The organism is Paraflavitalea sp. (assembly GCF_059502485.1).
In genome coordinates, this window is the sequence record NZ_JCACET010000008.1 from 712634 (window position 1) to 732959 (window position 20326).

16 protein-coding genes are annotated in these 20326 nt (G+C 46.4%); 14 read left to right on the forward strand and 2 right to left on the reverse strand.

Features of this window, described 5'->3' with window-relative positions; all coding sequences use genetic code 11:
- Nucleotides 1-18 precede the first annotated feature (18 nt).
- Nucleotides 19-555 carry a hypothetical protein gene (locus tag AC5JBY_RS05695; RefSeq protein ID WP_495903595.1) on the forward strand — a complete coding sequence of 179 codons (537 nt, stop codon included), beginning with the start codon at nucleotides 19-21 and terminating at the stop codon, nucleotides 553-555.
- A gap of 95 nt (nucleotides 556-650) precedes the next feature.
- Here the strand turns inward: AC5JBY_RS05695 and AC5JBY_RS05700 are convergent, their stop codons facing one another.
- On the reverse strand, nucleotides 651-1577 hold the full coding sequence (locus tag AC5JBY_RS05700) for a PfkB family carbohydrate kinase (RefSeq protein WP_495903596.1): 927 nt from the start codon (nucleotides 1575-1577) through the stop codon (nucleotides 651-653).
- Nucleotides 1578-1860: 283 nt separating this feature from the next.
- Here AC5JBY_RS05700 and AC5JBY_RS05705 point away from each other — a divergent pair, with 283 nt between their 5' ends.
- The 3 genes from AC5JBY_RS05705 (at nucleotide 1861) to AC5JBY_RS05715 (ending at nucleotide 4286) form a co-directional block, all read left to right on the forward strand.
- Nucleotides 1861-2451, forward strand: coding sequence for a TetR/AcrR family transcriptional regulator (locus AC5JBY_RS05705; RefSeq protein WP_495903597.1), 591 nt, complete (start codon nucleotides 1861-1863; stop codon nucleotides 2449-2451).
- A gap of 35 nt (nucleotides 2452-2486) precedes the next feature.
- Nucleotides 2487-3578: a 1,2-phenylacetyl-CoA epoxidase subunit PaaE gene (gene paaE / locus AC5JBY_RS05710; protein ID WP_495903598.1), complete on the forward strand. Its 1092-nt coding sequence runs from the start codon at nucleotides 2487-2489 to the stop codon at nucleotides 3576-3578.
- Nucleotides 3579-3662: 84 nt separating this feature from the next.
- Nucleotides 3663-4286 (forward strand): HAD family hydrolase, encoded by a 624-nt coding sequence (locus AC5JBY_RS05715; protein WP_495903599.1) that lies wholly within the window; start codon nucleotides 3663-3665, stop codon nucleotides 4284-4286.
- A gap of 3 nt (nucleotides 4287-4289) precedes the next feature.
- On the opposite strand, the gene AC5JBY_RS05720 is transcribed toward AC5JBY_RS05715, so the two are convergent.
- Nucleotides 4290-4550 (reverse strand): DUF4834 family protein, encoded by a 261-nt coding sequence (locus AC5JBY_RS05720; RefSeq protein ID WP_495903600.1) that lies wholly within the window; start codon nucleotides 4548-4550, stop codon nucleotides 4290-4292.
- A 245-nt stretch (nucleotides 4551-4795) separates the two neighbouring features.
- Between AC5JBY_RS05720 and AC5JBY_RS05725 the strand changes: the two genes are divergently transcribed.
- From AC5JBY_RS05725 to AC5JBY_RS05770, 10 genes are all read left to right on the forward strand, one after another.
- Nucleotides 4796-5260 carry an LSm family protein gene (locus AC5JBY_RS05725; RefSeq protein ID WP_495903601.1) on the forward strand — a complete coding sequence of 155 codons (465 nt, stop codon included), beginning with the start codon at nucleotides 4796-4798 and terminating at the stop codon, nucleotides 5258-5260.
- A gap of 127 nt (nucleotides 5261-5387) precedes the next feature.
- Complete coding sequence (nusA, locus tag AC5JBY_RS05730; RefSeq protein WP_495903602.1) at nucleotides 5388-6635, forward strand: transcription termination factor NusA; 1248 nt, start codon at nucleotides 5388-5390, stop codon at nucleotides 6633-6635.
- Between the two features lie 200 nt (nucleotides 6636-6835).
- Nucleotides 6836-9886, forward strand: coding sequence for a translation initiation factor IF-2 (gene infB, locus AC5JBY_RS05735; protein ID WP_495903603.1), 3051 nt, complete (start codon nucleotides 6836-6838; stop codon nucleotides 9884-9886).
- Between the two features lie 177 nt (nucleotides 9887-10063).
- A complete protein-coding gene (locus AC5JBY_RS05740; RefSeq protein WP_495903604.1) occupies nucleotides 10064-11419 on the forward strand; it encodes a peptidylprolyl isomerase in 1356 nt (451 codons plus the stop codon).
- 142 nt (nucleotides 11420-11561) lie between these two features.
- Nucleotides 11562-13679, forward strand: coding sequence for a PAS domain S-box protein (locus tag AC5JBY_RS05745; protein WP_495903605.1), 2118 nt, complete (start codon nucleotides 11562-11564; stop codon nucleotides 13677-13679).
- Nucleotides 13680-13699: 20 nt separating this feature from the next.
- Entirely contained in the window at nucleotides 13700-14341 is a 642-nt protein-coding gene (locus AC5JBY_RS05750; protein WP_495903606.1) for a response regulator, read from the forward strand.
- 386 nt (nucleotides 14342-14727) lie between these two features.
- Complete coding sequence (locus AC5JBY_RS05755; protein ID WP_495903607.1) at nucleotides 14728-16575, forward strand: amidophosphoribosyltransferase; 1848 nt, start codon at nucleotides 14728-14730, stop codon at nucleotides 16573-16575.
- A 609-nt stretch (nucleotides 16576-17184) separates the two neighbouring features.
- Nucleotides 17185-17820 (forward strand): response regulator, encoded by a 636-nt coding sequence (locus AC5JBY_RS05760; RefSeq protein ID WP_495903608.1) that lies wholly within the window; start codon nucleotides 17185-17187, stop codon nucleotides 17818-17820.
- 333 nt (nucleotides 17821-18153) lie between these two features.
- Nucleotides 18154-18651, forward strand: coding sequence for a SixA phosphatase family protein (locus AC5JBY_RS05765; protein WP_495903609.1), 498 nt, complete (start codon nucleotides 18154-18156; stop codon nucleotides 18649-18651).
- Between the two features lie 191 nt (nucleotides 18652-18842).
- Nucleotides 18843-20315, forward strand: a complete 1473-nt coding sequence (locus AC5JBY_RS05770) for a T9SS type A sorting domain-containing protein (protein WP_495903610.1) — start codon at nucleotides 18843-18845, stop codon at nucleotides 20313-20315.
- Nucleotides 20316-20326: the final 11 nt, after the last annotated feature.

A 20326-nucleotide genomic window follows, 5' to 3' on the forward strand; every position in this document is an offset into this window, starting at 1 on the left:
ACTAAAATCACCTTTTACATGAAAAAGACGTTCATTACCATTGCAACTGTATCCACCATCGCCTTATTCTCCTGCAAAGACAAAGCAAAACAAGCTGAAGGAGAAACAAAGCCCGCTGCAGAGCAAACCACGTCTAATGCAGAAACAACACCTGCCACCAACGAACCCAAGACCTATAAAGTAACCTTCGCCCCTGATACTGTTTACCTCGGCAAAAACAAAGAAGCCTTTGTAAAAATTAAGAACGCAAAAGCAGTAGCCTTACAGAATCCCGATGGTAAATCAGAAGGCACAGAGCTGACATTCGACCTCGATGTGACTAATAAAAACGCAGTAGGTGGCAATAGCCTGTTCTTCAGAACAGACAACTTCAGACTGCAACTGGACAATAACAACAGTATTACCGAATACAATGGCACATCAAGTGGTGTAGATGCAGAGTCAACAAAAGAACTGGCAGGCGTCACTTACAAAATACCTGCAGATGCCAAGCCTAAAACACTTAACCTGTTCCACGATGGTACCCGCGTTAGCGTAACAGTTACCCTCGAGTAATAACATAGAACATATACAAAAGCGAAAGGCAACCATTGAATGGTTGCCTTTCGCTTTTTATTTCAATTCGTGTAATTCGAATCAAATTCGTGTTCTTAGTGCGTCAGCTCGATATCGAAATTCACCAGATTCACAAACTGTTGAATACGCGCTTCGATATCAACCTGAGTGATCTCTTTCAACCTTTGCGGACCAAACTTCTCTACGCAGAAAGAAGCCATAGCTGAACCAACGATGATGGCAGTTTTCATATTCTCGAAAGAGATGTCTTTAGTGCGGGCGATATGACCAATAAAGCCTCCGGCGAAAGTATCACCAGCGCCTGTGGGGTCAAATACTTCTTCCAGTGGCAATGCAGGAGCAAAGAACACCTGGTCGCCATGGAACAACAATGCACCGTGCTCACCCTTCTTAATGATAAGGTATTTAGGACCCATACCCATGATGGTTTTAGCAGCCTTCACCAGGGAAAACTGACCACTCAACTGGCGGGCTTCACTGTCATTTACCATGAGAACATCTACGAGCTTCAGTGTTTCTTCCAGCTGAGGCATAGCGATCTCCATCCAGAAGTTCATTGTGTCCATTACGATCAGCTTGGGGCGCTTCTTCAACTGCGTGATCACTTTTTTCTGGATCACCGGGTCGAGGTTACCCAGCATCAGGAACTCTGATCCCTGGTACGACTCAGGAAGTTCAGGATTGAAGTCGAGCAACACGTTCAGGTCGGTCACCAGTGTATCGCGGGTGTTCATATCCATATGATAACGGCCACTCCAGAAGAAAGATTTTTTATCAGGCACCACTTCAACGCCGTCCAGATTTACACCCCTTTTCTTCAATGAGTCCATTTCTTCCTTCGGAAAATCGTAGCCTACGATAGACACCTGATTGATGGGCTGTACAAAATTGCTGGCCGCATAAGCTACATAAGTAGCTGAACCTCCAATAATCTGGTCGGTTTTACCAAAAGGTGTTTCAATAGCATCAAAGGCCATCGTACCTACAGAGATCAAAGACATAATGTAATTTGAAATTTTAGAATGTTTGTAAATTAACAGCGCGCAAACCTACACGAAAATCCGGAGCAAGAGAAGATAACACGTTATTTAATTATGAGATCAGGATCGTAGCAAGGCCCTTCCAGCCAATTGGCCACAAAAACTCCCCAATCCCCTTGCCATAAGCAGAACCAATAGCCCTATGCCTCGTTAGCCTGAAAACTAGGTTATTTATGAAACAACTCAAATATTTGCCCTAACACACGTTAGTTCTTTTTTATTATCTTTGGCTATTTACCGTATTATGGCAAAAATCAAAAGCAACAGGAACAGCACCCGCAAAGAAGTAATCATTGCCGAAGCTGCTAAATTGTTTCGCGAAAAAGGATTCAGCGCAACCTCCATGCGCGACCTGGCAGAACACGTAGGCGTAGAAGCCGCCAGCTTGTACAACCACATCAGCTCCAAAGCAGAAATATTACAGGAGATCTGCTTCAAGGTGGCCAACCAGTTCATGTCCCACATCGACGAAGTAGACAATAGCCCAACGACTGCCATCGCCAAGATCGAGGCCATCCTGCGTTTCCACATCCGGCAGATGGTAGAACACTACGAAGAAGTGTACGTGAGCGACCGCGAATGGAAACACCTTACCGAGCCCTACATGCAAAACATGCAAAGCCAGCGACGTGCTTATCGCCAACGGATTGCCCAGATCATTACAGAAGGTATCCGGAAAGGCGATATAAAAGAGATCGATGCCCCCACTGCCGTGCTCATCATGCTGCATGCGGTGAGCGGTATTGAATCCTGGCACCGTAGCACCAAAAAGATTGAAGGCCATGTGTTGGAAGACAACATGGTGATGATCCTCGTTGAAGGATTAAAGAAATAAGCCGAACTACCGCTTGCATTATAAAACAATACCTCTTGGCCACCCATTTTCACACACTAACGATAGCAGCCGTACAAAAAGAAACACCTGAATGTATATCCGTCCTGTTTCAGGTGCCGGAAGCATTACGGGAAACGTACAACTTCAAACAGGGGCAGAACATTACCCTCAAAACCATCCTCGATGGCGAAGAGGTGCGACGCTCCTATTCCATTTGCAGCAGCCCCTACGACAATGAATTGAAAGTAGCCATCAAGGCAGTAGAAGCAGGTAAATTCTCCTCCTGGGCCAACCTGCAATTAAAAAAAGGCGATGCAGTAGACGTGCTGCCACCCACAGGTAGGTTCTTCACAGAGCTGAACCCTGCACACACGAAACATTACCTGGCTTTCGCCGCCGGCAGCGGCATCACGCCCGTACTTTCCATCATCAAAGCCACCCTGGCCATAGAGCCCAATAGCCGGTTTACCCTGATCTACGGCAACCGCAACCGCGCATCCATCATCTTCAAGGAGCAACTGGAAGGATTGAAGAACCGGTATATCAACAGGTTTACACTGCACCATATACTTAGCAGGGAAAAAACAGATGCAGCAGTAAACCATGGCCGCATAGATGCAGAAAAGTGTCAGCAGCTCGAAATGCTGGTGCATTTTTCAAAAATGGATGAAATATTCATCTGTGGACCAGAGTCTATGATCTTTTCTGTAAAAGAATGGCTGGAAGCAAAAGGCATCGATAAAAAGAAGATCCATTTCGAACTGTTCACCACGCCAACAAGCGGCAGCAAGCAGGTTGCCACGAGCGATCAGCAGGAGAAAGCAGGAAAGACCAATAAGAAAAAGACGAGTCGTATCACCGTAAAGCTGGATGGTATTGCCTTCGATTTCGACCTGGCTTATGATGGTCAGCCCATCCTTGATGCAGCCCTCCAGCAAGGCGCCGATTTGCCCTTTGCCTGTAAAGGAGGCGTATGCGCCACCTGCAGAGCTAAGCTGACAGAAGGAGAAGTGGAGATGGACATCAACTATGCGCTGGAGCCTGAAGAAATAGAACAACGATTTATCCTTACTTGCCAATCCCATCCACGCACCGATAAGGTAGTGGTCGACTTCGACGCCAGATAGAATTGCCATTGAAGCAAACGTACTGCCGATTACCGATTGCGGACTGCCGATTGCAAGGCTCGCAGCTTTTCATACATTTGGTACATGAAGGAGATCAAAAACATCATATTCGACCTCGGTGGCGTATTACTTAACCTCGACTTCCAAAGAACAGAAGACGCCTTTGCAAAAATGGGCGTGCAAAACTTCAAACAACTCTTTGCATTGGGTCATGCAGCTTCCTTCTTTAAGGAATATGAAGTAGGTAGTATTGATGATGACCAGTTTATTGATGCCTTACAAAACCTGGCCGGGCAGCAATTCGAACGCCCAGCAGTAATCGCCGGCTGGAACGCCATGCTGTGCGATTTCCCAACAGAACGCATTGAACTGTTGATACAGCTAAAAAAGAAATACCGTCTCTTTTTATTCAGCAACACCAATGCGATCCACCTCACTTCCTTTCAGCATACCTATAGCAACGCTTTCAAAGGAGATTTGCTGGACAATCTCTTTGAAAAAGCCTGGTACTCCCACGATATTAAACTCCGCAAGCCCGATTTAAAGGCCTTTGAATACATCCTGAGCGACAAACAATTGTTGCCCCACGAAACCATGTTTATTGACGACGCCCTGGTCAATGTAGAAGGAGCCCGGGCGGCGGGCATCCAGGGATTCCACCTCGAACCCGGAAAAACGGTGCTGGATATCGACTGGCAGCTCTCTTAAAAATTACTTTACTTCCTCAAAATCAATGTAATCGCCAGATTTTTCTTTGGGGGAGGCAGCAGCGGATGGCGGGCGCTGAGTATGGGTGCCCTGTTGGAAAGACTGTTGCTGCTGGTATTGCTCCTGCTGAGCCTGCATATGGCTTTGGAAATCCCGCACCTGCCGCTTCATTTGCCGGGATACCTTGAAAATGGGTATCAGGAAATTAACGACAAACCTATACAGGAAATAACCAAGCAATATCCAGAGAATAATACGTAACATAATGTTGACAAATGTACTACCTAATGACAGAATAAACTGTTAAACCAATATAACAGCCCAGCCCTGGTTTTGTTGGCCCGCAGCGCACAACTTGTCCCGCCCATAGCGGGAACTCCGTAGCTCAAAAGCTGTTTTAAAGGATTTGGAATGAATACCACATTTACCTTACATTTGCATCGGAAAAAGATGAAAAGAGAAGGGAACGGGGTCCGTTCCCTTCTTTATTTCCCAAGCAGGTTATGATAATGGACACTCAAGTTGCGACGATTGAAAAAATGGTGGGGGATATACTGGTCGACGATCCGGTACATTTTCTGGTAGAAATAAGGATCAAACCCACCAACAACGTAAAAGTATTTCTGGACGGAGACCACGGCATTACCATCGAAAAATGCATCAGCATTAACCGCGCTTTATACAAGAAGCTTGAAGAAGCAGCTATTTTCCCGGGCGACGACTTTTCCCTCGAAGTCTCTTCCTCCGGACTGGATGAACCCCTCAAAATGTTCCGCCAGTATAAAAAAAATACAGGCAGATTGGTAGAAGTGTTGTTGAAAGATGGCAGAAAAGTAGAAGGCAAGATGATTGAAGTGCTGGAAAGTGAGATCGTAGTGGAAGAAACCAAAGGAAAGAACAAGAAAAAAGAAGTGATCGAACATCGCTTCCCTTTCGAAGAAATCAAGACAACAAAAATTCAAATAGTATTTTAACAAAGCTGCTCTTAAGCCCGAAGATCGCACCGGATGCGCCTTACACCTTGTCCGTGACACCCGTGTAATTCGTGTTCCATTCGCGTAATTCGTGTTTATGGCATTAAAAGGTTTAAAAATGTAGTATATGGCAAGTATTAACCTTATTGAGGCTTTCCAGGAGTTTAAGGACGCTGAAAATATTGACCGTCCTACGATGATGAAAGTGGTAGAAGACGTGTTTAAAACATTACTGCGGAAGAAATTTGGCAGCGATGAAAATTTTGACGTTATCGTAAACGCTGAAAAGGGTGACTTGGAAATCATGCGTCGCCGTACTATTGTGGAAGATGGCTCTGTACAGGATCCCCTGGCAGAAGTAGCTTACAGTGAAGCTGTGAAAGTAGCCCCCGACTTTGAGGTAGGTGAAGAACTCTATGAAGAAGTAAACATCCTCGATTTCGGTCGTCGCGCTATCCTGGCTGCCAAGCAAACATTGGCCAGCCGTATCAGCGACCTGAAGAAAAACGTACTCGTTAAAAAATACGGAGACCGTGTAGGAGATATTGTCAGTGCAGAAGTATACCAGGTGTGGAAGAAAGAGATCCTGATGCTCGACGAAGAAAGCAATGAATTGATATTACCGAAGTCAGAACAAATACCCCAGGACTACTTCAAAAAGGGCGAAAATACCCGTGCAGTAGTGAAAAAGGTAGAACTGAAAAATAACTCACCCGTCATCATCCTTTCCCGTACTTCCCCCTCATTCCTGGCTAAATTGCTGGAAATAGAAGTACCCGAGATCTTTGATGGCCTCATCGTAATTAAGAAAATAGTACGGGAGCCCGGCGAAAGAGCCAAAGTGGCCGTAGAATCTTACGATGACCGTATCGACCCCGTAGGCGCCTGCGTAGGTATGAAAGGTAGCCGTATCCACGGGATCGTGCGTGAGCTGAAGAACGAGAACATCGACGTCATCAACTGGACCAATAACATTCAGCTGCTGATACAGCGGGCATTGACCCCCGCCAAAATTACCAGCATGGACCTGGACAACGAAAAGAAGCAGGCGAATGTCTTCCTTAAACCAGATCAGGTATCGCTGGCAATCGGTAAAAAAGGCGTAAATATCAAGCTGGCCCAGGAATTAACCGGTTACAGCATCGACGTTTACAGAGATACAGAAGGAGAACCCCAGGAATTCGACATCGACCTCGAAGAATTCAGCGATGAAATTGAAACCTGGATCATTGACGAGTTCAAACGCATCGGTTGCGACACCGCTCGCAGCGTACTCGACCTGACCCCTGAAGAACTGGAACGTAGGACCGACCTGGAAAGAGAAACGATCGACGAAGTGCGGAAAGTGCTGAAAGCAGAGTTTGACAAGGGATAATAAGCCGTTAAACAGGTTAGAAAAAGTTTAGACCACGCATTTTGCCCTAACTTGTGGCACATTTGCAGAAAACTAATACCGGGTATGACTTTTATGACGCCCGAAGATTGGTGAACTTTTATGACCTTTAGGATCTGTTTGACTGGTTATTTTTCAATGCCAGACAGCAAACAAAACAAAAAATTGTCTTACAATAACGAATGGCAGAATTATTAACACCCAGATTAATGGCCGCGGCCAAAGAGTTCAACATCGGTAAAGAAACACTGGTGGACTTTTTGGTGGGCAAGGGATTTGACAAAGACGAACTGAAACCTACGTCAAAACTGACGGAGGACATGTACCGTGCTTTGCAGCAGGAGTTCCAGAGCGATAAGGTGGCCAAGTTGAAGAGCGACCAGATCGATCTGCCGAAAGGTAGCCTCGAGGCCAAGAAAAAGAAGGAAGAGGAAGCAGTTGTATTCAAAAAAGATGCAACACCCGCTCCCAAAAAAGAAGAGGAAAAGAAGGAAGAACAACCGCAGCCGCCCCAGCCTAAGCCGCCCGTGGAAGAGCCTAAAGCAATTGTGGTGGAAGAACCCGTTCAGCCTGAAGTGGTGAAAGTAGAGGCCCCCGAAATAGAAGGGCCCAAAGTATTTGACAAGATCGACCTCGACGCTATAGATTCCTCTACAAGACCAAAGAAGACCGTTAAGAAAAAAGAAGAGGAAGAAGTAAAGCCAGTAGTTCCACAGCCTGAAGCAAAGGTTGAGGCGCCGGTAGTCGAAGAGCCGAAGCCTGTTGAAAAGAAAGAAGAGAAAGAACCGGAACCGGTTAAGGAGAAAGAAAAAGAAGTGGTAGCTGAAGTGCCGGAAGTGGTGGAGCCTAAGGAAGAACCCAAACCCGCTGTGGCGACAGAAGAAAAAGAAGAAGCAGGTCCCGTTATTGAAAATATCAAAGCCGAAAAACTGGAAGGACCCAAGATCCTTGGAAAGATCCAGTTACCTATCGGCAACGACCGCCTCAAACAACAACAAGGCCAGCAACAACAGCCCCAGAATCAAAACCAGGGAGCTGGAGCTGCTGCAGGTGCCAATAGTGAGGAAAAACGTAAGCGCAAGCGTATCCCCATCGAAAAGAAAGACGCGCAAACCCCACAGCAAAGAGCACAGCACCTCTTCAAAAAGCCCGAAGGCAACCAACACCAGCAACGTCAGGGTGGTGGTCAGCATGGAGGACACGGTGGTGGCCATGGCCAGCAAGGTGGCGGTCAGTTCAGAGGAGGTCAAAACCGCGGAGGTCACCAGGGTGGCAATCGTCCCGGAAGACCAACGATCTCCCGTGAGCCCAAAGAGATCAACGAAAAAGAAATTCAAAATAAGATCCGGGAAACACAGGCCAAACTGGCCGGTACCGGAGGACGTGGTAAGAGCCTGAAAGCGAAATACCGTCGTGAAAAACGCCAGGAAAACGCAGACCAGGGCGCCGAGGATATGCAGGACAACAAGCTGCAGGTAACAGAATTTATCAGTGTAAGCGAGCTCGCCAACCTGATGGATGTGAACTTTGCAGAGGTGATCAGCAAGTGTATGAGCCTCGGATTGATGGTGTCTATCAACCAGCGTCTCGACGCGGAAGTGATCGAGCTGGTAGCCAATGAATTTGGATTCGATGTAGAATTCATTGACATGGAGAAGCAAATGGAAATGGAGGAGGAAGAAGAAGAAGACAATGCAGAAGACCTCCAGCCACGCGCCCCCATCGTTACCATCATGGGTCACGTTGACCACGGTAAAACATCATTACTCGACTATATCCGGAGCGCCAATGTGGTAGCCGGTGAGTCGGGAGGTATCACCCAGCACATCGGTGCCTATGAGGTGACCCTCGCCAATGGTAAAAAGATAGCCTTCCTCGATACACCAGGTCACGAAGCGTTCACCGCGATGCGTGCCCGTGGTGCCAAAGTAACCGACATCGCTGTGATCGTAGTTGCGGCAGACGATGCGGTGATGCCACAAACACGGGAGGCCATCAGCCACGCGCAGGCGGCAAATGTGCCAATGATCTTTGCGATCAATAAGATCGATAAAGATGGCGCCAATGCCAAGAAGATCTACGAACAACTGGCCGGCATGAACCTCCTCGTGGAAGAATGGGGTGGTAAATTCCAAAGCCAGGAGCTCAGCGCCAAAAAAGGACTGAACGTAGACCTGTTGCTGGAAAAAATATTGCTCGAAGCAGAACTGCTGGACCTGAAAGCTAATCCTGACAGAGAAGCTGGCGGAACCATCATTGAAGCTACCCTCGATAAAGGACGTGGATACGTAGCCACGGTACTCGTACAGAACGGAACCCTCAAACAGGGCGATCTGGTAGTATCCGGTCAACACTTTGGACGCGTAAAAGCCATGTTCAACGAACGTAACAAGCGCGTGGACATTGCACCACCTTCAACGCCGGTGCTTATACTCGGTTTGAACGGTGCGCCCCAGGCAGGTGAGAAATTCAAAGTATATACCGACGAAGCGGAAGCAAAAGAAGTGGCCAACCGCCGCGCTCAGATCCTCCGTGAACAAGGTATCCGTACCAAGAAACATATCACCCTCGATGAGATCGGTCGTCGTCTTGCATTGGGCAACTTCAAACAGTTGAACCTGATCATCAAAGGTGACGTGGACGGTTCAGTAGAAGCCCTCACAGACTCTCTGCAGAAACTTTCTACAGAAGAGATTGTGGTGAGCGTGGTACTGAAAGGCGTAGGTGCCATCACTGAAAGTGATGTACTCCTGGCCACTGCGTCCGATGCCATCATCGTTGGTTTCAACGTGCGCCCATCTTCGCAGGCAGCCCGACTGGCTGAAGGCGAAGGCGTCCAGATCAAAATGTACTCCATCATCTATAACGCCATCGATGAAGTCAAGAGCGCGATGGAAGGGATGTTGGAACCCAAAATACAGGAGAAGATCGTTGCCAACGTCGAAGTACGCAACGTATTCAAGTTCGATAAAGCTACCGTGGCCGGATGTTTTGTACTTGATGGAAAGATCCAGCGCAACTCCAAGATCAGGGTTATCCGCGATGGTATCGTGGTATACCCCAAAGGAGAAGGCCAAAGCGCCGAGCTGGCATCCCTCAAGCGCTATAAAGACGACGTTAAAGACGTTGCCTCTGGTATGGAATGCGGCCTGACCGTGAAAAACTTTAGTGATATGCAGGTAGGTGATATCATTGAAGCCTTTGAAGAAGAAGAAGTTAAGAGGACATTATAAAAACGCAGTTACAGGTTCCAGGTTACAAGTTTCAGGAAGCCCCAGCATAAGCCCTGCAACCTGTAACTTGAAACCTGTAACTTGTAATAGAGCCTCAAACTTTTGTTAATTAACGACCTTCTCCTACATAGTTCTACTTCTAAAAGTATTTTTGAGCTCATCGCGATTAATAATAATATGAAGCAACTTTTTACTGCATTTGCTGCCCTCTTGTTGGTAACAACTGCATTTGCACAGGCGCCCCGGAAAGTAGTGGCCGATAAAATTGTAGGCATAGTAGGAGATAAGATCATCCTGCGCTCCGACGTGTTCAATGAAATATTGGACAGGCAGCGCCGTAACGAGCCGGTGCCCGAAAATGCAGAATGCCTCATCCTCGACCAGATCCTGGGTATGAAAGCCCTCGTGTTGCAGGCAGAAAAAGATTCCCTGTTAGTTACAGATGATGAGCTGGAAGGCTTGCTCGATAACCGTATCCGTTACTTCATCCAGATGTATGGCGGTAAAGATCGCCTGGAAGAAATCGCCGGTCGTACCATTTACCAGATCAGAGAAGATTTCCGCCAATCGATCAAAGAAGGTAAGCTGGCTGAGAACATGCGCGATAAGATCGTAGGCAACATGAAGATTACGCCACAGGAAGTAAAAGAATATTGGGATAAGATTCCAAAGGATAGTTTGCTCTTTTACGAATCAGAAGTAGAAGTAGGAGAGATCATTATATATCCCAAACCGAGCCGCGACCTGGAAAAACTGGCCATGGATGAACTGGCAGATTTTAAACAACAGGTAGAATCAGGAAGACAACGTTTTGAAACCCTCGCCAGGCTGTATTCAGAAGACCCCGGTAGTAAAGAAATTGGTGGGCAATACAGCATCAACCGTACAGAGAAGTCCTGGGATCCTGCTTTCCTGAACAATGCCTTCCGGTTGAAAGAAAAACAAATATCACCCGTTTTCAAAGGCAAATTTGGTTACCACATCATATTGATGGAAAGCCGCGCAGGCGATGATGCCGTTATACGCCATATCCTGCGTACGCCAAAGATCACCGACGCAGAGATCAATGAGGCCATTCAAAGACTCGATACCGTACGCGCCAGGCTTATAGCCGGCACCATGACCTTCGGTGAAGCAGTTAGCAAATACAGCGACGACGACAACTCCAAATACACAGGTGGTATGCATCCCGCAGTTACCATCGATCAGCTGGACAAAGACATGGTGGAAATGATGAGCAAAACCAACATGAAAGTTGGTGAGTTCTCCAAGCCCACACCATTTACCGACGAGCGCAAAAAACAAGGCGTACGCATTGTTTACCTTAAATCAAGAACAGAGCCACACCGCGAAAATCTGAAAGACGATTATGACCGTGTATCTCAAAGAGCCCTTGAATTAAAGAAACAACAGGCACTCGATAAATGGTTCGCTGGTAAGATCCCATCCTACTACCTCATGGTAGATAGTGAATTTACCCATTGTCCCAACCTCAGCACCTGGTTCCAGTATGCTGCCAAGACGACCAAGTAGGGGTAAACACTTATAGCAAATAGAAAAGTATAAATACTGCTGCTTAAGCAACCGCTTTAAAGTAATTTGGAAGGTATTTGCCATTATTGTTACTGCTGGTCCCTCTTCCGGCAATAGATGGTAGTGGTGCTTATCAACCGTGATGTTACAGCAGACTAAACAACCCGGGCACCTTGCAGGCCATACGTTCAACCTGCAAACCGACGAACAAGGCCGTATTGTAAATGCCTCGCCGGACCTGTTTAATTTTACCGGAAAACAACCAAACGAATTACTGGGCCGCTCACTCAAAGTAATATTGGGCGCTGCTGATGAAGAAGAAAAAATGTTCCAGCAGGTACAGGCCCTCAACAATGTTTCCGACGTCATCATTTCTACTGACCTCGACTTCAAAGTCACCGTATTCAATAAAGCAGCCGAAAACACCTACGGCATTGATGCAGCCCATATACTCGGACATCCCATTCGCGACTTCATAGACCACAAATACCCTGATTGCACACGAGAAGAAGCAGTACAACAACTTTACCGGCAAGGTTCTTGGGAAGGTCAGGTCTACTATGATCGGATCGATGGCAAACGCATCTACATGCACTGCTCACTCGTATTCATCAAAGACCATGAAGGCCGACGTGTAGGTATTGCCGGTATTCACAGAGATGTCACCGATCTGCGGGAAACAGAAGCGGCCCGTCTCAGGCAGGAACAACTACTGCTGCTCGAAAAGCAGGTACTTGAAATGAATGCCCTGCCAGGTATATCCCTTAAAACTATTGCCGATTATTTCCTGGAAGGACTGGAAGAGTTCTTTCCCGGTATGTTATGCTCTATCATACAAGTTGACTCCGAAGACTTTGGTCTTGTTCATTTATCAGCCCCCAGCCTTCCGGCGGAATTTTCCGATGTGGTAAGGCACCTTAAACCAGGCCCCGCTGCAGGCTCCTGCGGCACTGCCATCTATCGTAAACAACGGGTAATCACACACGATGTATATGAGGAGCCATTGTGGGCAAATGCTTTGGAGGTAGCTGACCACTTTAACATAAGATCCTGCTGGTCATTCCCGATCCTGAATAGCCACCAGGAAGTGCTGGCCACCGTTGCGGCATACCACAGGTATCCTAAATCGCCCGGCGAGCACGAACTGGCTGTATTGGAGCGCGTAGGAAACCTGCTGCGCATCATTATAGAAAATAAAAACGCTGAAAGCCGCATCAGGGCAAGCCATGAAAGATACCTGCTCGTTACCCGTGTCACAAACGATGTGGTGTGGGATTGGGATATCACGAACGGCAACACAATGCATTGGGGCGATGGCTTTTATACACTCTTTGGATACAGGCCAGCCTATGTACGAAAGACCAGCGGCTTCTGGGAATCCTGCCTGCACCCCGACGATCGGGAACGGGTAGTGAAAAGACTGGAACAGTTTACCAGCAACAATCGGTCACGCGTATGGGAAGAAGAATACAGATTTAAAAAATCAAATGGCGAATATGCGCTCGTTCATGACCGTGGGTTTCTTATTTTTGATCAGGAAGGAAAAATTAATAGGATGATCGGTTCCATGCAGGACATAACCGAAAAAAGAGAATTGGAAAAAGAACTGCTGAAACAGGAACTGGATAAACAAAAACTGGTAGCCCAGGCCGTAGTAAGCGCACAGGAAAAAGAAAGAGCAGATATCGGTAAAGACCTGCACGACAACGTTAACCAGATACTTACAACAGCCAAGCTGTACCTGGAAATGGCAAAGCAAGGAGACCCTGAAGCAGCGGCACTGATTGAACGTTGCTCTGATAATATTGTAGAAGCCATCAATGAAATTCGTAGCATATCGAGATCATTAGTGCCGGCCAGCATTGGCGATCTGGGATTGGTAGTGTCCATTCAGGACCTGGTAGAAAACATCAACGCTACCAGACAAATAAAAATAGAATTTCATTATCAGGGAGATATAGATGCAACGCTCGACGAGAAAAAGAAGCTCATGCTCTTTCGCATCATTCAGGAACAAGTAAACAACGTACTAAAACATTCAGGAGCTGCCAACGCTTTTATTGAACTCATAGTAAATCCGCAAGCAGCCGAACTAACGATAAACGACAGTGGCAGAGGATTTGAACTGGAAAAGATAACAACGAAAAAAGGAGTGGGATTGTCAAACATTGCGAGCCGTGTACAATTGTTTAACGGAACCATAAACATCATCACTGCTCCCGGAAAAGGTTGTACGCTTAATATCAATGTACCGCTATAAAAATATTAATACCTTTACTTATGGAGAAGATCAGTGTCCTAATAGCCGATGATCACAAACTAATCAGAGAAACATGGAGTTATATATTAAATAACGACCCACGTTTCATGGTAGTAGCTGAATGTGGCGATTCAGAAGAAGCGGTAGAACATGCCAAGAACAAAAAGCCACAGATCGTTTTAATGGACATCAACATCGCACCCATCTCCGGTTTTGAAGCCACTGAAAAGATCAGGAAACTCTCCCCGGGTTCAAAAGTCATTGGCATCTCCATGCATTCACAGCCAGCCTATGCCAAAAAGATGCTGCAAATAGGAGCGCGGGGCTATGTTACCAAGAACTCTTCCAAAGATGAAATGATCGAAGCCATCCTCTCCGTACATAGCGGTAACAAATACATTTGCGATGAGATCAAGAACAATATTTCCGAACTGGTCCTTGACGAAAAACAGGAAATGCCTAATGTCAACTCCCTCACAGGACGCGAAATCGAGATCATCAACCTCATCAAAGAAGGACAGTCGTCCAAAGAGATCGCTACCATATTGAAGATATCCCTCAAGACAGTAGAAGTTCATCGCCATAATATCCTCAAAAAACTCAAACTGAAAAACGCAGCCTCCCTGGTCAACTACATCAATAACCTCGCTACGAGCCTCTAACCCCCGTATTTCCACGGAATTACATAAGCCAGATTGTCGGTAATCGACTGACACTTAGGGGTTAACCTGTAAATAAAACTGAAAAAATTCCATAGGTCATTGAAAAACAATGATGCGAATGGTTGCGCATTGATTAAAATCAAACAACTTACACCCGAATCCAATACCTATCATGACCCTTGACCCTAAACCCTGATTTTCACAACCCGTTTCTATGGAAATAATGATCCAATCCTTGAAAAGCCACCCCCAAGTTCCTATGAAAACTGGGGGCTTTTTCTTCCTTCTATTTTGTTAATGTTCCACCATTATATTACTCCCGTCATAATCGACCACCGAAAAACCATAAAGTATTCCTAACTTGCGCCCTTAATCAGGAGTAATCCATGAGTGATGAAATAAAACATGAATGCGGACTGGCATTCATACGTTTACGCAAGCCGTTCTCCTATTATCAGCAGCAATACGGTACAGTAATGTGGGGCCTTAATAAGCTGTACCTGCTCATGGAAAAGCAGCACAACCGTGGCCAGGATGGCGCGGGAGTAGCCGCAGTTAAACTCAACGTGGAGCCAGGATATCCTTTCCTGAATCGCATTCGCAGCAATGCAAGCCAACCCATAGCCGACATTTTCACCAAGATCAACAATGAGGTAAAAGAACTGGAGCAATACCAGCCCGACCTGATGAAACATCCTGGTCTTATGAAAGGACACATGTCCTTTATCGGTGAATTACTGTTGGGTCACCTCCGGTATGGTACACAGGGAAAGAACAATGTTGAATTCTGTCACCCCTTTATCAAACGCAATACGATCCCGGCCCGCAACCTGGCCCTGGCAGGAAACTTTAACCTGGTCAATACTGATGAGCTATTTTCCCTCATCAACGTAGAACCAGGCGAGTTTCAAAAACAAAGCGACCTGGCAGCTATGATGGAAGTCATCCATCATTTTATGGTAAAGGCCGATGAAGACTCTCCAGGCAGTCTCGATGTGTTGAAAGTATTACGCAAAGCAGTGCCCTTGTTCGATGGCGGCTTTACCGTAGGTGGCCTTATTGGCAATGGAGATTCCTTTATATTCAGAGATGCCCACGGCATTCGCCCGGCATACTATTATATGGATGATGATGTGATCGTTGCAGCCTCTGAGCGCTCTGCCATCCGTACGGTATTCAATGTAGGAGAAAATGAAGTACAGGAACTGATGCCCGGTATGGGATTGATCGCCAAATCCGATGGCAACGTAATAGTAGATAAGATACTGGAGCCAAAAGAACGCCGTGCCTGTAGCTTCGAACGCATTTATTTCTCACGTGGTAGCGATGAAAAGATCTACCGCGAACGAAATGCACTGGGCTACAACCTCACCGATCAGATCCTCACCTCCGTCAACCACGATCTTAAGAACACCATCTTCTCATTCATACCCAATACAGCCGAAGTTGCCTTCTACGGATTGCAAAAAGGACTCGATGATTACCTGAAAAAAGTAAAGATCGAGCGTATACTATCCTGGGGCAAAGACATTACCGAAGAGAAGTTATCGGAAATGATCAATCGCAAGGTTCGGGTAGAGAAAGTGGCCATCAAAGACGTAAAGATGCGCACCTTCATTACTGCCGATACCAGCCGTAACGAAATGGTGCAGCACGTATACGACATTACCTACGGAACAGTCGAGAAAGGAAAAGATACATTGGTAGTGATCGACGACTCAATCGTACGCGGCACCACCCTTAAAGAAAGCATCGTACGCATGCTGGCCAGGCTGGAACCTAAAAAGATTGTCGTTGTTTCATCTGCTCCCCAGATACGATACCCCGATTGCTATGGCATCGACATGAGCAAGCTGGGAGACTTCATCGCCTTCAGAGCAGCCATTGAATTAATGAAAGACAAAGGCAAAGAAGATTGCCTCCAGGATGTCTATGAAAAGTGTAAAGAACTCCAGCGCCTGGATCAGTTACACACCGAAAACCTGGTACGACTTGTCTACAAACCATTCACTACAGAAGAGATCTCCGATAAAATAGCCCAGCTTATTACACCTAAGGGACTTACTATCCCCGTGCAGGTAATATTCCAGACTATTGAGTCATTACATAGAGCTTGCCCTACCAATACAGGCGATTGGTACTTCACCGGCAACTATCCTACACCAGGAGGCAACAAAGTGGTGAATAAAGCATTCATCAACTACATGGAAGGCAAAAATGTCCGTGGCTACTAAAGCCGGGCCATTTCACTTTATAGGGTAATAGCGCCCCCGCAAAGCGGGGGCGTTGTTCTTTGTAAAACTCCTTTACTTATTCAGGGCGAAATACTTCAACATGTAAAAAAAATTCAATAGCTGTTTAGTACAGAGGGGCGGAATTGTTGTTATTATATAAAAGGATAAGGTTTAATGGTTAACGTATTTGATTAGTGTAGCCCTGCTTTTCTAAGTGGGGCTTTTTCATGCCCATATCAGACCAAATAACTGGCGGCCTTATACGCGAAAAATCGTTATTTTTATGTAGAAGACCACTTTTCGATCACCCCGCCATAAGTAGCACCCACCCGCAAGTCCGTCCCGATGAATGGCCGATCAGAGTAATCTTTTAATGAAGATTTCATCCCTGTGCAGTCAAAATGTAATGATAGAGTCGGAAAAAAATCATAATATCATATTTGGATCGTGGCATAAATTTTTATTCTGTAGATGAACAAAGGTACCGTGGTAAGGCAATAAGCATTAGTAGCACCCCGCAGTAAAGAACAAAAGAGGCAGTCTCTACTGCCTGTTTGGTATGGTGTGTTGTTGCTTACTCAAATTTACCATAGTAAAAAGAAATGTCTTATGAGCAGAATTACGATCATGATTGTTGACGATCATACGCTTATCCGTGAAACCTGGTCATTCCTCCTTGGCCGAAATGAAGGCTTTGAAGTGATCGCCGAAGTGGGCGACGGACAACAGGCAATCGAAATCGCAAGAGACAAACGACCCAACATAGTACTGTTGGACATCAACATGTCTCCCCTCAACGGTTTTGATATCCTGAAAATGATCCGCAAACTATCGCCGGGTTCCAAAGTCATCGCCGTATCCATGCATTCCCAGCCCTCCTACGCCAAAAAAATGCTGCGCCTGGGCGCCCGAGGGTACATTACTAAAAACTCCCCCCGCCAAGAAATGCTGGATGCCATCAGAGAAGTATACGATGGCCAGATATATATATGCCAGGAAGTAAAAAACATCATTTCTGTGCAAATGCTGGGCGAAGATGAAGCCACGCCAGGCCTCAACCAGCTATCCGAACGGGAAATAGAGGTCATTAACCTCATCAGAGATGGCCTCTCCTCCAAAGAAATAGCTACCAGGCTCAACATCGCCATCAAAACAGTGGAAGTACACCGGCACAACATCCTCAAAAAACTCAAAGTAAAAAATACCGCATCGCTCATTAACTACATCAACGCAAGCGGATTATGATCAGTGATCTGCATGACGCCCTTGCTGCGCCTTAGTACTGGCTTGATTTAGCCCCGGTTCGTGTCTTCTCGAACCAATAGATTGCGCCCTCGCGCTACGCATACGATTGCGTAACTGGCAAATCAGTGAAAAAAGCAAAAATATTTTTGCAAATCACCAGTTTTGACCAAAAATACCCACTTCTGGCAAAGATTTTGCTAATAATTACCTGCCGACCGTTTAGCTTCCTATGGGGAACCACCACTAAAAACAGGCCTGTTTATTATTGTCTGATTCCTTTGATTGAAACTTATTAAGTACTTTAAGGGGGAGTTCTCCCCCTTAAATTTTTTTATGAAGCACCTACTTGTAATCCGGCATGCCAAGAGCAGCTGGGGAGATGCCTCCCTACCAGATTTTGATCGTCCGTTAAATGACCGTGGCAAGCATGATAGCCCTCTGATGGCCCAACGCCTCCTGGCCAGGTCCATAACCATCGATGCCTTTATCTCCAGCCCAGCAAAGCGCGCCCGTAAAACGGCTGCCCTGTTTGCTGCCGAGTACAAGTACGACAAAGAACAGGTTATCCTTATTCCTGAGCTCTACCACGCTTCGCCAGCCAATTTTTTTGAAGCTATAGCACAGGCGCCGGCAAAAGCCAATACCATCGCCGTCTTTTCCCATAATCCGGGCATTACCGAATTTGTCAATATGTTGACCGAAGTGCGCGTGGATGACATGCCCACTTGCGCTATATTTGGAATACAGGTAGCCACCCAGGATTGGATAGATTTCAAAACGGCGCCTAAGACATTTTGGTTTTTTGATTACCCCAAATCCTTATCGGTCTAACATTCCGGAATTGTCAACCGGCATGGCATGATTTTTACTAATATAGACAGGCTGGTCCTCGTCTGGCCACCCTTTTCCATACCCATTGATATTCTTGTACACGCTTACCAGGCATTCAATATTCCTTTTAAAGCCCGCACATTTGCCAATACCTCTGGCGCCACGCATTTATTGTTGCTAAAATCAACCTTATGTTGCTACGGCTACCTGCTGTTGCACAAAAAGCAATTTGCTTTTTTGCAATCCTATGTATTGGCGGCACTGCGTGGTCACAGTGCACACCCACATACCTCGAAAAAATAACCCTGCCATCCAACCAATGGATTGCGGGCGGTTATTTTAAAGGATTGATGCGATTATTGCCCCCCGATTACAACACCAATCCCACCAAAGAATACCCTGTTATCATTTACTTCCATGGAAGAGAAGCCAGAGGTGAAGGCACACAAAACGATCTGTGCAAGATCATTACCGATGTAGCCACCTCCCTCCCCAACCAGATAGAAGCAAATGCATTTCCTACTACAGTTACATCAGGTGGACAAACCTATTCCTTCATTGTGCTCATGCCCCAGTATACCGAGTACAACGAGCCTCCTTATTATGCCGATGAAATAGAAGACTTTATCGATTATGCTGTAGCCAACTATCGCATCGATCCCTCCCGCATTTATTTGACCGGCATGAGCAGCGGCGCCAATCATGTCATTGATTATGTTTCCAGCAGCACGGCGCGTGCGCAACGCGTAGCAGCCGTTTCATTAAGCTCCATGTGTTGGCGGTTATCACTCAATCCTTCAGGACCAGCCAATATTGCTGCGGCCAACCTGCCCATCTGGATGGTACATTGCGAGCAGGACAATCCTTGTGTAGTTGCCTGGCCCGATGAGTGGGTCGATGCCATCGACAATATACCCGGAGCAGTGGCACCCAGGTATTCCCGGCTCGGCCCTGTTCCCAATCCACTGCCCAATCCATTCCCCTATGAAGACCAGCTGTTGTATTGCCGCCCGTTTCCACACGATACCTGGTCGGCGATGTACAATACGGCATTTGCCCCATCCGGAGGTCCCAACCTTACCCAGTGGTTCCTGCAATACAGTCTTAGCACACTCCCGGTCAGGCTTAAGAATTTCACAGCCCGGTTAACCGATGGAAAAGTATACTTGCAATGGACCACCACCTCCGAAAATGAGAACGCATCCTTTACCATCGAGCGCGCCGGCAGTGATAATCGCTTCACAACATTAACCACATTGCCTGGCAGCGGAAACTCAGGCACAGAAAAACGATACCAGTATACAGATGAAAGACCATTGACACAACTCAGTTATTATCGTCTGCTACAAACCGACCTCGATGGAGACAAACAATACCTGGGTACCAAAAGCATTATGAACAAACAGGGAAACCGCCAGCTCATTATTCTCGGCGGTAATCCATTTGTCAATAACCTGACAGCCTTTATCAATATCGATAAAACCCAAAAAGTAGAGATACAGCTCACAGACATGAGCGGCAGAAAAGTAGCTGGTGTTAATAGTGTATATGCACCCGGCACCACCGAAGTGAACATACCTGCTACTCATCTTCCGAAAGGCATCTACTTTTTAAGAGCAGCTGGTGAATTCATAACAGAAACATATAAGATCATAAAACAATAACCTATTACTTT